Annotated in this window: 10 protein-coding genes and 1 pseudogene; 6 read left to right on the top strand and 5 right to left on the bottom strand. The window is 62.1% G+C overall.

Annotated elements, in window-relative coordinates; genetic code table 11:
* The first annotated feature begins 15 nt into the window (after nt 1-15).
* Entirely contained in the window at nt 16-1,113 is a 1,098-nt protein-coding gene (locus AYK65_RS22855; RefSeq protein ID WP_081161349.1) for an HlyD family secretion protein, read from the top strand.
* Nucleotides 1,110-2,786 carry a DHA2 family efflux MFS transporter permease subunit gene (locus AYK65_RS22850; protein ID WP_081161051.1) on the top strand — a complete coding sequence of 559 codons (1,677 nt, stop codon included), beginning with the start codon at nt 1,110-1,112 and terminating at the stop codon, nt 2,784-2,786. Before AYK65_RS22855 ends, AYK65_RS22850 begins: the two co-directional genes overlap by 4 nt.
* 102 nt (nt 2,787-2,888) lie before the next feature.
* Here AYK65_RS22850 and AYK65_RS22845 read toward each other — a convergent pair whose 3' ends face one another.
* The gene (locus tag AYK65_RS22845; protein WP_081161046.1) at nt 2,889-3,965 is read right to left on the bottom strand and encodes a class I SAM-dependent methyltransferase; all 1,077 of its coding nucleotides are present in this window, start codon (nt 3,963-3,965) and stop codon (nt 2,889-2,891) included.
* Between the two features lie 248 nt (nt 3,966-4,213).
* Between AYK65_RS22845 and AYK65_RS22840 the strand changes: the two genes are divergently transcribed.
* Nucleotides 4,214-5,254, top strand: a complete 1,041-nt coding sequence (locus AYK65_RS22840) for a GlxA family transcriptional regulator (RefSeq protein WP_081161347.1) — start codon at nt 4,214-4,216, stop codon at nt 5,252-5,254.
* Nucleotides 5,255-5,293: 39 nt separating this feature from the next.
* Here AYK65_RS22840 and AYK65_RS22835 read toward each other — a convergent pair whose 3' ends face one another.
* Together AYK65_RS22835 and AYK65_RS22830 are read right to left on the bottom strand one after the other, a co-directional pair.
* Nucleotides 5,294-7,021 carry an adenylate/guanylate cyclase domain-containing protein gene (locus AYK65_RS22835; RefSeq protein ID WP_081161344.1) on the bottom strand — a complete coding sequence of 576 codons (1,728 nt, stop codon included), beginning with the start codon at nt 7,019-7,021 and terminating at the stop codon, nt 5,294-5,296.
* A gap of 181 nt (nt 7,022-7,202) precedes the next feature.
* Nucleotides 7,203-7,394, bottom strand: a complete 192-nt coding sequence (locus AYK65_RS22830; RefSeq protein ID WP_026615822.1) for a hypothetical protein — start codon at nt 7,392-7,394, stop codon at nt 7,203-7,205.
* A gap of 410 nt (nt 7,395-7,804) precedes the next feature.
* On the opposite strand from AYK65_RS22830, the gene repA reads away from it, so the two are divergent.
* The 3 genes from repA (at nt 7,805) to repC (ending at nt 11,473) form a co-directional block, all read left to right on the top strand.
* The gene (repA, locus tag AYK65_RS22825; protein WP_373414905.1) at nt 7,805-8,998 is read left to right on the top strand and encodes a plasmid partitioning protein RepA; all 1,194 of its coding nucleotides are present in this window, start codon (nt 7,805-7,807) and stop codon (nt 8,996-8,998) included.
* A gap of 3 nt (nt 8,999-9,001) precedes the next feature.
* The gene (gene repB, locus AYK65_RS22820; RefSeq protein ID WP_046117473.1) at nt 9,002-10,006 is read left to right on the top strand and encodes a plasmid partitioning protein RepB; all 1,005 of its coding nucleotides are present in this window, start codon (nt 9,002-9,004) and stop codon (nt 10,004-10,006) included.
* Nucleotides 10,007-10,162: 156 nt separating this feature from the next.
* The gene (gene repC / locus AYK65_RS22815) at nt 10,163-11,473 is read left to right on the top strand and encodes a plasmid replication protein RepC (RefSeq protein WP_081161042.1); all 1,311 of its coding nucleotides are present in this window, start codon (nt 10,163-10,165) and stop codon (nt 11,471-11,473) included.
* A 342-nt stretch (nt 11,474-11,815) separates the two neighbouring features.
* Here the strand turns inward: repC and AYK65_RS22810 are convergent, their stop codons facing one another.
* Both AYK65_RS22810 and AYK65_RS22805 read right to left on the bottom strand, forming a co-directional pair.
* Entirely contained in the window at nt 11,816-12,178 is a 363-nt protein-coding gene (locus AYK65_RS22810; RefSeq protein WP_081161342.1) for a VOC family protein, read from the bottom strand.
* Nucleotides 12,179-12,385: 207 nt separating this feature from the next.
* Nucleotides 12,386-13,227: pseudogene (locus AYK65_RS22805) on the bottom strand (glycosyl transferase).
* Nucleotides 13,228-13,417: the final 190 nt, after the last annotated feature.

Below are 13,417 nucleotides of genomic sequence, written 5' to 3'. Positions count from 1 at the left end.
AAGAGGATCGAGAAAATGGACTCGCTCGAGGACAAGGTCGCCTTCGTCACCGGCGGAAATTCCGCCATCGGTGTCGCCGTGGCGCAACCGAAAAAGAGAAAGATGATCGGCTTGGCTCTGTGCGTCGGCGCCGTGGCGGCCGTCGCTGGCGGATGGGCCTGGGCTCGTCCGAGCGGCGTCGCGTCGACCGACAACGCCTATATCCGCGGCGACGTGACCTCGCTCGCTCCAAAGGTTGCGGGCTATGTAACGGCCGTGGAGGTTGAGGACAACCAGACCGTCCGTGCGGGTGACGTCCTGTTCCGGATCGACGACAGGGACTACCGAGCACGGCTTCAGCAAGCCGTGGCCAATGTCGAGGCTGCCCAGGCGCGCCTCATCAATGTCCATGCGGAGACCGAGCTTCAGCATGCCCTCATTCGGCAGGCCGACGCCCAGAGACGTTCGGCCGTGGCCGAGCTCGATCTGGCCACCAAGGACCACGAGCGCCGCCGCGAACTTATCCGCAGCAACACCATCAGCCAGGCCCATGTCGATGAAAGCGAGGCGGCGCGATCGAGAGCCGAGGCGAGCGTGTCGGCCGCCTCCGCAACGGTCGAGGCTCAGCAGCAACGCCTCGCTGTCCTTGCCGCCCAGCGCGAAGCGGCCGTCGCTGCCGTGGCCCAGGCGGAAGCCGCGCGAGATCTCGCTGAGATCGATCTCGACAGCACCGTGGTACGTGCACCTGTCGGCGGCGTCATCGGCAACCGCCAGGTCCGCATCGGCCGGTTTGTGACACCGGGCGTCTCCCTGCTCGATATCGTTCCGGTCAAGGATGTCTGGCTTGTCGCGAATTTCAAGGAAACCCAACTCGAACATATCAAGCCCGGCCAGCGCGTTCGTGTCACCATCGACGGCTACCCGAGCGGTGCCCTGGAAGGCGTGGTCGACAGCTTTGCGCCCGGCAGCGGGTCTGCCTTCAGCTTGCTCCCCGCAGACAATGCAACAGGGAACTTCGTTCGCGTCGTCCAGCGCGTCCCGGTCAAGATCCGCTTTGCCAGCAATCCGTTGACGGGCCGCCTCGTGCCCGGCCTGTCCGCGCGCGTCGAGGTTGACCTGGCGAGCGGCTCATGACTACGGCCATCGCCACCACTGCGAGCCGCGACAGATCGACGACCGGCGTCCTTCTTGTCACGGGTATCGTGCTTGCCACGCTGACGGAGGCGATCGCCAGCACCGTGCTGTCGCTCGGACGCGGCGACATCATCGGCGACACATACGCAACTCCCGATGAGTTCGCCTGGCTCGATGTCGGATACACCGCTCTCAAGCTCATCGGATTCATGGCCGCCCCTTGGCTGATGAACCGTCTCAATCCGCTGAGCCTGATCATTGGCTCAACGCTTGCCATGGGCATGGCGTGCGGCATTGCCGCCATCACGGCTCGGCTGGACCTGCTGGTCGCGCTTCGAATTATTCAGGGCTTCTCCGGTGGCACCCTGCTGGTCGGCGGCCAGGCGCTCATTTTCCACGCCTATCCGCGATCCCGCCAACCGCTGCTGCAAGCCCTGTTCGCGATGGGGTCCGTTGTCGCTCCCGCGACGATCGCGCCAGCCCTTCAGGGGTGGTTGCTCGATAGCCAGTCCTCGACATGGATCTTCTTCAGCGTCGTTCCGGTGGCGCTCACGGCTGTTGGACTGCTGCTGATCGCCGACGCGCCGATGCCCCTTAAGACCGCGCCCCGTCGGTTCGATTGGATCGGCTTCTCGCTGATCTCCATCACGCTTTTCTGCTTCACCTACGTCTTTAGCCAAGGCAGCCGATGGGACTGGTTCGAAGAACCGCACATCCTGTGGCTGACGGTGATCGGCGCGGCCACTCTCATAGCATTTCTCGGTCAGCAGGTGTCGGCGAAAGGCCAGGGCCTCATCGACTTCACCCTGTTCAAGTCGGAGGATTTCTCTTTCGCCTTCGTCGTCAGTTTCGTCGCCGGCGCCGCCTTGTTCGGCAGCGCCTTCCTGATTCCCTCCTTTGCCGTGTCCGTCCTTGCCTTCACACCGACCGATGCCGGCCTGCTCCTGTTGCCGAGCGGCGCGCTGTTCATCGGCTCGCTATCGATTGCCGCCTTTCTCATGCAGGTGCGCCACGTTCCTCCGGTCGCCACGGTTCCGTTTGGCATCCTGATGATCATGGTTGCGATGTGGATGCTCTCCGGCTCGACCAGCGAGAGCGGCGCCGACGACATGATGGCGGCGATCCTGCTGCGCGGCTTCGGCCTGGGCTTCCTGTTTCTATCGATCACTTTGATCGCTTTCGGCAAGCTCAACAGCCGAAATCTCGCGTCCGGAATCGGCCTCTTCAATACGGGTCGCCAGCTTGGTGGTCTTATCGGGGTCGCCGCACTCCAGACGCTGATCGACCATAACGTTGCCGCCAATGTCGCGGTCCTCGGCGCTAACATCACTGCAGGAGGGACCGCGGTCATCGAGCGGCTGACGACGACGACAGCCATGCTGACGGCGAAAGGGATGGACGCAGCGGCCGCGAGCCGCGCAGCAACCAGCCTTCTCGGCCGGGCCGTGACAGGTCAGTCCACCGTGATTGCCTTCGACACGGCATTCAACGCCGTCGCCCTGCTCTTTGTGATCGCCGCCCCGGTGCTGGTCGCCATCAAGATCGCACTCTCCCGGCACGCGAAAGCACGCGCCGCGCGGTTGCTCAAGACGAGCGAACCGCAGCAGGCGTTCCCAACGTCATTGCCGGTGTGTCGCCATCGGCTTGCAGGCGTAGATAGTCGCGTAAGGTAGTCGGAAGCTTAGAGCCGCCCAATCTACCCTTTGCGGTTGTCCTGCCAAGAACCGAGCCCCGGAATGTCCGGGGCACCAGCCGAGTTCGGACAGTGGCGCGGCTCAGAGCCGCGCCTCGAGGATCAGGTTGAACGGCGTCTCCAGCGCCCGGCGGAAATGGGTGAAGCCCGCCTTGCGGAACACATCCGCCAAGCGTGCTTCGCCGGCCTGGGCACCGAGCACCATGCGGCCGCCGTCGGAGATCGCGTGTGCGCAGCAGATCGTCGTCGAGGCCGCATAATAGATCCGGGCGACCGGCGAGACGTTGTCTTCGACATGGTCATGGGCAAAAGGCTCGACGAGCATCACGGTGCCGCCGGGCGCAATCGCTTTCGCCGCATGTGCCGCCGCGGCGACCGGATCGCCCATGTCGTGCAGGCAGTCGAAAAAGCAGATCAGGTCGTAGCCCGCGCCGGGGTAGTCGTCCGCGCGCGCGGTGGTAAAGGCCGTCCGTTGCGCAACTCCCGCCTCGGCTGCGATCTTCCGCGCCTCCGTCACCGACTCCTGGTGCGTATCGAAGCCGAGGAACTCGGAGGCGGGAAAGGCCTCGGCCATGAGGACGGTCGAGTGGCCATGACCGCAACCGACATCCGCCACGAGCGCGCCGGCCCGGAGCTTCTCCACCACCCCATCGAGGGCCGGCAGCCACTCAGGAACCAGGCTCGCCCTGTAGGCATTGCGATAGAAGGCTGCGACGCCGCAGAAAAGCCGCCTGTCATGATCGCCCCAGGCAATGCCCTTGCCGGTCCGGAAAGCCTCCATTGCCTTCTCCTCGTCCGACCACATGGAAGCCGGAACCGCCCAGGCATTGGGGATGAAATAGGGGCTGTCCTCATCGGCAAGGACAAGCGCCTGTTCCGGCGTCAGCTCATAGGTATCGCTGATCGCATGATAGGCGACGTAGCCGCCCGCAACCTGCGAGCCGAGCCATTCGCGCACATAGCGTTCGGCGCAGCCGGCGCGGCTTGCGAGTTCCCGGGAAGTAAGCGGGCCGGCTTCCACCATCGCCTTGTAAAGACCGAGCCTGTGGCCGAGGCTCACCATCACGCCGCCGTAGCCGGCCGAGAGGTCACCGATCGCGCGCGTGACGATCTGGTCGAGTTTCGCCGCATCGGCTGTCCTGCTTTGGGTATGTGCCATGTTCGTCTCTCCTGCTCAAGATTATGGATGCGGAGGATCGCAGCACTGATGGGCAAAGGGCAGAGCCGAACTGTCCAGAATCGGGCCGCTTGCGCCACTGGACCTATCAAAAGGATCATTCATCTGCCGAGGCGGATTTGGCACCGCTCCTTGTCGAAGCGTCGTTCTTGCTGCACGTTCCAAAGTGCTATAGCGACCTTTGTGCGTCTGATAAGATCTACGGCGCTGTCGGCAGCCGGGGATTTGAAATGCCACGTCAGACAACCCAGACCGGCTCGGAGCCGTTCCATGTGAGCCTCGTCGCGATTCCCGAGGCGGCGGTTTCGACGCTGACCGGAATTTTCGACGTAATGAACGCCTTCGCCATCGTGCCGCAACCGGGCAACGCGGCGAACGAGCCGCCGTTTCGGGTCGAGATCGTGGGATTGCAGCAGGGTCCGCTGGAGCTCGCGAGCCGGATGCCCGTTACGGTCCAGCGCAGCATCGCCTCTCTCGAAGCGACCGACATCATCATCGTTCCCTCGGTGCTCATCGGGCCGGAAGGCTGGCGGAAGGGCCGCTATCCCGAGCTCGTCGAGTGGCTCCACGCCATGCACCGCCGGGGCGCCCTCCTATGCTCCGCCTGTTCGGGACTCTTTCTGCTTGCGGAAACCGGGCTGTTTGACGGGGTGAATACGACGGTCCATTTCGGTTATGCACGCCTCTTCAAAGAGAGCTTTCCGGACGTGCCGATCGAGCCGGAGCGCGTTCTCGTCGTCGCCGGCAACCGCGAGGAGCTGATCACGTCCGGCGCTTCGATGACCTGGCACGACCTGGTTCTCTATCTCATCGCCCGCCATGCGGGCGCCACCGCGGCGCAGGCCGTGGCGCGCTTCTTCGCTCTCCAGTGGCACCAGGACGGCCTCGCCCCCTACATCGTCTTCGAGGGACGCAACGACCATGGCGATCTCGCCGTCCGCGCAGCGCAGGACTGGGTCGCCACGCATTTCTCGGTCGCCAATCCGCTTGAAGAGATGATCCGCAACGCCGGCCTCAGCGAACGCACCTTCAAGCGCCGTTTCACCGGCGCGACCGGAATGAGCCCGATCGCCTATGTGCAGCGCCTGCGGATTGAGGAGGCGAAACGCCGGCTCGAGCGCACCGAGGCCTCGGTCGATGAAATCAGTTGGCAAGTCGGTTACGAGGAGCCAGCGTTCTTCCGCCGCCTTTTCAAGCGCGTCACCGGGCTTACGCCCGGCAGCTATCGCCGGCGCTTCAGGATCCCTGACTACGCGCAACCGCGCCGCTGAAATCCACAGGGCCTCCCCTGCAAGCGACTTGGCGGCGACTCACTCCACCAGGCCCGCCTTGCGCAGGCCGTCGGTGAACTTCTCGGCATCCGAAGGATCGCGGAATGGCAAGCGGCCGATATGCTCTGCATGCGAGTATTTCGGATTGATCTCCTTGAGCTCGCGCCAAAGCTCGCGGGCACCCTCAAGTCTGCCCAGATGGCCCAACGCCGACGCGAGAAAAGCGCGCGACAGATCGGTGCTCGGATTGACAGCGATCCTGTCGCTGAAGAGCGCCGCCGCCTTCTCGTAGTCGCCGGCCACGAAATAGGCTGTGCCGAGAAAATGCAGATACTGCTGCTGCTGTGCGGGATCGAGGCGCATGGCTCGCTCTATATAAGCAATCGCCTTTTCCGGCTGCCCCGAGTAGATGTGCACGATGCCGCGGGCGTTGAGGGCGGGAGCGAAGTTGGGGTTGAGCGTCAGTGCGTGGTCCGCTTCCTCGGCGCACCGCTGATAATCCTTCCTGAACATGGCGACGAGGGAAGCGACGTAGTGAGCGTAAGGGTCCTGCTCGTCCCTGTCGATCGCCTCGCTTACGAAGCGCGCCGCTTGGTCGAGGGAGGTCTCGGGCGCCTCGCTCCAGTGGTTCTGATAATCGAGCACATAGGCCATGCCCAGGCCGGCAAAGGGGGAGGCATAGTTCGGATCGAGCTCGATCGCCCGTAGAAAGCACCCCGTTGCCTGATCGAACATCTCGCGATCTTTCTTGACGCCGCGGAGCAATTCCCGCCCCTTCAGGAACAGATCATGGGCGTCGGTGTCCTTCGTGCCGGCCTCGGCGATGCGCGATTTTTCCGCTTCACTCAGCGTGACCTTTAAGGCCGTCACGATCTGCTGCGTGATATCGTCTTGGACCTCGAAGATATCGGTGAGCTCGCGGTCGTAACGCTCAGCCCAGATATGGCCGCCGCTCGATCCGTCGATCAGCTGAGCGGTGACGCGAACCCGGTTGCCCGCCTTGCGAATGCTACCCTCTAGCGCGAACTTGACGCCGAGCTCACGGCAGACGTGAGGGACGCTAAACGCCTTGTCCTTGTAGACGAACGCCGAATTGCGCGCGATGACGAACAAAGCGGAGACCTTGCTGAGATCGGTAATGATATCCTCGGTTATCCCGTCGCTGAAATACTCCTGATCGGCATCGCGGCTCATATTGTTGAAGGGGAGGACAACGATCGATCGCCTGTCCGGCACGGCCCTTTCCGTCCGCACGACCTTGGGACCGGTCGCGGCGGCTTCGCGCAGCCAGCGCCAAACACGAACCGGCCGATCGATGTTCTTGACCTGCTGCTTTCCGAGGTCCTCGAACTGAAGCCCGAGGCGATCACGCACCTGGTCGTGGACGGCCGCGGAAACGTAGACTCCGCCCGGCTCGGCCATCGCCTCGAGACGGGCTGCGACATTGACCCCGTCGCCATAAATGTCCTCGCCGTCGATGGCCACATCACCCAGATTGATGCCGATGCGGAACTCGATGCCCTGCCCTTCTGGCAGGGCAACATTGCGATCAGCGATCGCCTGCTGGATTTCGGTGGCAGCCCGTACAGCCTCCACGACGCTCGGGAACTCCGCCAGCAACCCATCACCCATGAGCTTGACGATACGCCCGTGATGTTCCGCGATTTTCGGACCAATGAGGTCAGTGCGCAGCGACTTGAGGGCCGCGAGCGTCCCCTCCTCGTCAGTCCGGATCAGACGCGAGTAGCCAACGACATCGGAGGCCATAATGGCGGCGAGGCGGCGTTCCAAGAACCAAGCCCTCCCACCTGCAAATGTAGAGGATCGCAGGCCGGGAATCCACGCAAGTCTTGGTCCATTATTGCCGGACTTGCGTTATCGGCATAGGCCGCCGAAGCGGGGTCGGGACCAAAAGTTCGCGCGGTTTTCGCCCTTATCCCCGGCTCAACTAATAAAAGAGGTGCCAAGGCGTCAGGAAGGCGCGGGCCCACTCCTGTTGTTTCCGATGCTGCTCCTCATCGTCGCGCGCTTCACAGATATCCCGTGGGGCCGGGCGCGACGCGATCGCTTGCTTGCGAGTTGCGGTCGTCCGGGCAGGCGGGGCGAAGTAGCCGAGTGTCATTCCGCCGAGATAGAACATGCTGCACCCTTCCCTTCCGGTCTGATGTCAACATGATCCTGCCACAATCCGCCGAGCTGTCAATAGTCTACAAAATTAGTGGTCTAACCGCATCGCTCCCCTGCATCGTGATTAACGGCATTCCACGGGCGCTGTGATCCCGGTCCGGCGGGAGAGTGAATACGCATCGGCGACGCCTCGCCGCCACATGGGCCCGCTTGCGGGCAGGCAGTTGTCCGCGGACAACCACTCAGAAGAAGTTGTCCGCGGACAACTCATGAACAGCGAAATTCATAAAACTGCGACGGCGGAGCGCGAGCAAGGCGCCTTTTGTTAAGCGTTTGTAAATTGGCAACGAATCGGCGCATAGTATATCTGCGCAGATAGGCCTTTATTGCCGAATTTTGCGCAGTTTTTCGGAGATCGGGATGTTGCAGCAGAGAATCCAGAGTCTTGAGGAGCAGGAGCATTTGCCTTCGCTGCTGGCTGCCGACGCTCAGGAACTCGCTCATCAACTGCAGGAACATCAAAAGAAGATCTTCTCCCCGACGGCACAGAAAACCATGCGGCTGTTCAGCCCGGCGGAGGCGGCCGCCTTCATCGGAATCGGTGAAGGCTACCTGCGCCAGATCGCGTCAGAAGGCCATGGGCCGCAGCCCCTGTCAAACGGCAGGCGCATGTATTCGGTCGACGACATCGACCGCATCCGCCGCGTGCTCGACGAGGGAGTCAAGACAGGGAAATACATTCCGCACCGTCGGCCGGGCGAAAAGCTGCAGGTCATCTCGGTCATGAATTTCAAGGGCGGGTCGGGCAAGACGACGACCGCGGCCCATCTTTCGCAATATCTCTCGCTGCGCGGCTATCGGGTGCTAGCGATCGACCTCGATCCCCAAGCCTCGCTCTCCGCCCTCTTCGGCCACCAGCCGGAACTCGACGTCGGTGAAGCCGAAACGCTCTACGGCGCCATACGCTATGAGAACCCGCGCCCGGTCGCCGATGTAGTCCGCTCAACCTATACCACCAATCTGCATCTCATCCCCGGCAATCTCGAACTCATGGAGTTCGAGCACGAGACGCCGAAGGCGATGATCGGCGGCTCCGCGGAGACCTTGTTCTTCGCGCGGATCGGCGAAGCGCTCTCCGAAATCGAAAGCTTCTACGACATCGTCGTGATCGATTGCCCGCCGCAGCTCGGTTTTCTGACGATGTCGGCGCTCTGCGCCGCGACGTCGGTGCTCATCACCGTTCATCCGCAGATGCTCGACGTCATGTCGATGTCGCAGTTCCTGTCGATGACGAGCGAACTCATGGCGGTGGTGGAAAAGGCCGGAGGGAGGACGAGTTACGATTGGATGCGCTACCTGGTGACGCGCTTCGAACCCAACGACGGGCCACAAAGCCAGATGACCGGCTTCATGCGGGCGATCTTCGGCAACCGCATGCTGCAGAACGCGATGGTCAAATCGACGGCGATCTCGGACGCGGGCGTGACGAAGCAGACGCTCTACGAGGTGGAGCGCTCGCAATTCATCCGCGGCACCTATGACCGGGCGATGGATTCGCTCTCACTCGTCAATGCGGAGATCGAGGAGATGGTCCGCAAGGTCTGGGGGAGGAAGTAATCCATGGCGCGAAAGAACCTGATCGGCATTTCCGACAGCCCTGCCCCTCCGGTGGACGGAGAGCGGCCGGCCGTCTCGCGCCCGATCGCCGGTCTCGCGCCAAATCATCGGCCGAGCGGCCTCGTCGGCGGCATCACCAAATCGCTCACCAACATCACCCAGAAGGTGGAACGCGCCGAAGAACTGGAACGGCGGCTGGCGCAAGGCCATGCGATCGTCGAGCTCGACCCGTCGCTGATCGATGCATCCTTCATAACCGACCGGCTGGGCGTCGCAGCCGAGACCCAGGCCGCCCTGGTCGAACAGATCCGGGACCACGGACAACAGGTCCCGATCCTTGTGCGGCCGCATCCGACGGAGAAGGATCGCTACCAGGTGGCCTATGGTCACCGACGGCTCGCCGCGGTCCGCGAGATCGGCGGCAAGGTCAAGGCGGTCATTCGCGAGTTGAGCGACGAGCAGCTCGTCATTTCGCAGGGCCAAGAGAACAACGCCCGCACCGATCTTTCCTTCATCGAGCGCGCGCTGTTCGCCGCACGCCTGGAGGAGCGCGGCTTTTCCCGCGATACGATCATGTCGGCGCTCGGCGTCGACAAGGCGGCGCTCTCGAAGATGATCACCCTGGTGAACCGCCTGCCGGTGGAAATCATCGAAGCCGTCGGTGCCGCACCCGGCTTCGGCCGCAGGCGCTGGATGGAACTTGCCGATCTCCTCGATCGCGAGGGGCACCGGTCGAAGGCGCTTAGCCTTGTGGCCGAGCCCGCGTATTCAGCGATCGAAAGCGATCAGCGCTTTGAAAAGCTCTTCGCCTTCCTCAGCATCACCAAGGAGCGGGCAAAGGCGGAGACTTGGCTTGCGCCCGATAGGAGCCGCGCCGTGCGCATTCGCGAAACGGATTCGGAGACGACGCTTGCCTTCAGCAAGAAGGCGGCGCCGGGCTTTGCAGATTTCGTGAGGCAGAGATTGGAAGCTCTGTACCTCGAATACCAACAGGAAACAGGAGATTAAACAGAGCAAAAGAAAAAGGCTTCCGAACGACTAGCGCTGCGGAAACCCTTCTCTCGTGTAGCGACTTGAGATTCCCATTTCCGCGAATCAGTGTCAAGCGTTTTTGACGTCGTTTCGGCGAACGGTTTTCTTTTGCCTTGGTAAAGGTGAAGAAAAATGGAGCGTGGAAATGTGACGACGCCCTTTGGGCGGCGGGCGATGACGCTTGGCATGCTCGCAAGTCAGATTGCTGCCAGCGATATTCCGCCGGAGCGATCGATCGACAAATGGAAAATGTTCCGTTCCGTCTGTGAAGCGAAAACGGTGATCGGCGTGTCCGATCGTTCGCTTGCAGTCTTGAACGCGCTTTTGAGCTTCTATCCCGCAGCCGAACTCTCCCGGGAGACCGGCCTCGTGGTCTTTCCCTCGAATGCGCAGCTTTCGCTTCGCGCCCACGGCATGGCGGGAACGACGCTGCGCCGCCACCTCGCCTGCCTCGTCGAAGCCGGCCTGATCCTTCGCCGCGACAGTCCCAACGGCAAGCGCTATGCCCGCAGAGCTCGCAATGGCGCTGTCGGCGAAGCCTTCGGATTCGACCTCTCTCCGCTCGTCTCCCGGGCCGAGGAATTCAAGACCGCCGCGGCAGAGCTCGCGGCGGAGAAACAGCATCTCCGGTTAATGCGCGAGAGGCTGAGCCTCCATCGGCGGGACGTCGCCAAGCTGCTCGAGCTTATCTGCGAAACCGCACCGGAAGGCGACTGGCAGGCACATCACTCCCGCTTCGAGGAACTCGCCGCGCCCCTGCCCCGCAACGCATCCGCGGCGGATTTCGAAGCCCTTTGCGAAATGCTGGCGCAGCTTCGCGACGATGTCGCCAATCAATTGGAAAAATTGCTTAATTTACGAAAAACGGACACCAATGATCGCCAGAATGGATGCCACAAACAGAATTCACATCCAGACTCTCGATCTGAATCTGAACCTCGCTTGGGAAAGGGACGGGAGGCCTTTTCGCCAGAGCGGCAAATGCTGACTGCGGACCTGGCTATGCCGCAGGCGAGGCCCACCGCAGCGTTGACCACCAACGAGCCGGAACGGCCGGTGAGCCTCGCCGTCCCGCCTTTGAGGGTGGCGGGGCTTGGTCGTGAGATCCCCCTGCCCGTCGTCCTCAACGCCTGCCCGCAGATCGCCGACTATGGCCCTCGCGGCCGGATCGAAAGCTGGAAAGATCTCCTCACCGCCGCAATCGTCGTCAGGACCATGCTGAATGTAAGTGCCGACGCCTATGACGAGGCGTGTCACGTTCTCGGCTACGAAAATGCCGCCACCGTCATCGCTTGCATTCTTGAAAGAGCCGATCGGATAAGCTCTCCGGGCGGCTACCTGCGCGATCTCACCCAAAGGGCGAGGCGACAGGCGTTCTCGATTGCACCGATGGTGAGCGCGTTGACCCGCGCTAGGAGGACAGTCTTGCCAATGGCGAGCTGACGCTGATTTCGATCTTTCGTGGGTGATCTGGAACGTTGGCCGGGGAGGGCGGGCGGCAGCACTGTCTCACCGTGGGAGCCGTGGAAACATGCCGGCTGATATTGGCGTGCCATTGCTTTACGGCCCGAAATGCCGGAGACTAGCTTGTGTGTGGATTCGCTTAGACGTCGATCCGTTACCTGTTCTTAACAGTTTTACGTCTATCGTAAGTCATTGGCAAAAAAGCCTTTCCACCTGCCTCACGGAAGCTAAACAGCCGATAATTTCCGCTAGACGGACGGCCACAATTTTGCGCCAGACGGCGGCGATCGCATCCTTTTCGTCACGGCTCGTGCTGCTCTTTCAACCGTCTTTGCGGAAGGCACGGCTGGAGACCGAAATCGAGTTCTGACAGGGGTCTTTGGCGTTAGCGGACAGATAGCCGTCAGCTTTGTGGATAGGGCCGAATTCGAGACCTTCCTCTGCGCATCGGCGGCAGAAAGCCTCGACGTCCTCCACGTCGAATACGAGCTTGATGCTTGATTGACCGGGCCGCTGCCCTTTTATAGCGGGATGCAGCATCAGGTTTGCACCGCCGCCCGTCGCCACAAGCTCCACGATTCTGTCCCCGGGCAGCCTTTTCGCTTTAAAGCCGAAGTGCTTCTCGTAGAACTGTGCCGTCTCGTCGACATCCTGGGCGTAGAGAACCAACCTGTTGAGCGGCACGTGCGGGCCTTTCATCCAGTGTGATCGGTTACACATACTCCGGGCACCAAGTCGGTGTCGAGCGTCGCCGGTTTCCGTGAAGCCGGACGCGAGGGGGATGGACATTCGGCGGGGAGCCTCCGCTAGAGGCGGGGCTCCCCATGACCGCTCCAAACGAGCCGTCGCTGCGGGATGGCCGAGTTGACAGCTGTCAACAGCGCTGGACGGTCACTCCCGCCAATGCTCCGCTACCCAAGGGCTTGGGAGTATGTAGTGGCGCAAATAACGGAAGGCGTTCTTTTCCCTGCGGTCTGGCGAAAACAGGCCGCGAAGATGGCCGAGCGGTGTCGCCGGCCGGCCTTTATAGCCGAACTGCCCGTCGATCGCATGCTGCGGCAGCAGGCCGCGTGGAAAGATGATCACACGGGCATCCGCCGGCAGCCGGGGCGCCAGGAAATAGTTCAAAGGAAAAGGCCAGCGGCAATCCTGGCGGAAGTGCAGAACGAAGCGCCGGGGGAAGAATTTCGGGCCGCCCGGCGCATTGCGGGTCACGAAGCGCTGCTCGAATTCGTATTCATCCGCCACCTTCTGCGGACGGGCGCGGAACTTCTCCTGCAATGGAACCAGCTTGCCGACCGGAAAGCGGAAGAGCGACGTCTGCCCGAGACGCTCGAAAGGAGTGGTCTGGTTGCGCGCCATGACCACGTCATCGGCGTTACCAATCTCGAAGAAAGGGTCGAGCGATCCGACGATCACCAGGTCTAGGTCGAGAAAGAGCACCGGCCCCTTGAGGCTGCCGAGCCTAGGTCCCCAGAGTCGCGCCTTGGGCCAGATGCCCTTGGCATTGACCGGCATCTTCTCGACGTCGAGCGGGGGCAGGTCCTCGCACAGAATTTCCGGACGCAAGCCATCGCGGTTGTCGTAAAGCAGGTGAAGGTGAAAGGCGGCGTGATGTTGCGCGCGACCATGGCGTAAAGCCGATTGATGAAGGGCGCGCCGTATTTCGTTCCCCAATTGATGCAGATCACCTGCTTGACGCCGCCGCTTGCGGCGAGAACGTTTGATGCCATTTGCGCATGCCTTTTTCGTTCCGCACCCGCTCGACGACCCGTTCCGCAAGCACGGACGTTCGCCGTCAGGGATATACGGTTTTTAGCGTTTGCTGACGCGGGGAGAATTGCAGGCAGTTCAATCGAATTTTCGACCCTTAAAAATAGGAATTCTCCCGCAGTTGCAAGCGGTGGGCGACAAGTTCATGAC

The organism is Ensifer aridi (genome assembly GCF_002078505.1).
Classification (GTDB): Bacteria; Pseudomonadota; Alphaproteobacteria; order Rhizobiales; family Rhizobiaceae; genus Sinorhizobium; species Sinorhizobium aridi.
This window is presented reverse-complemented; position numbering and strand designations above follow the sequence as displayed.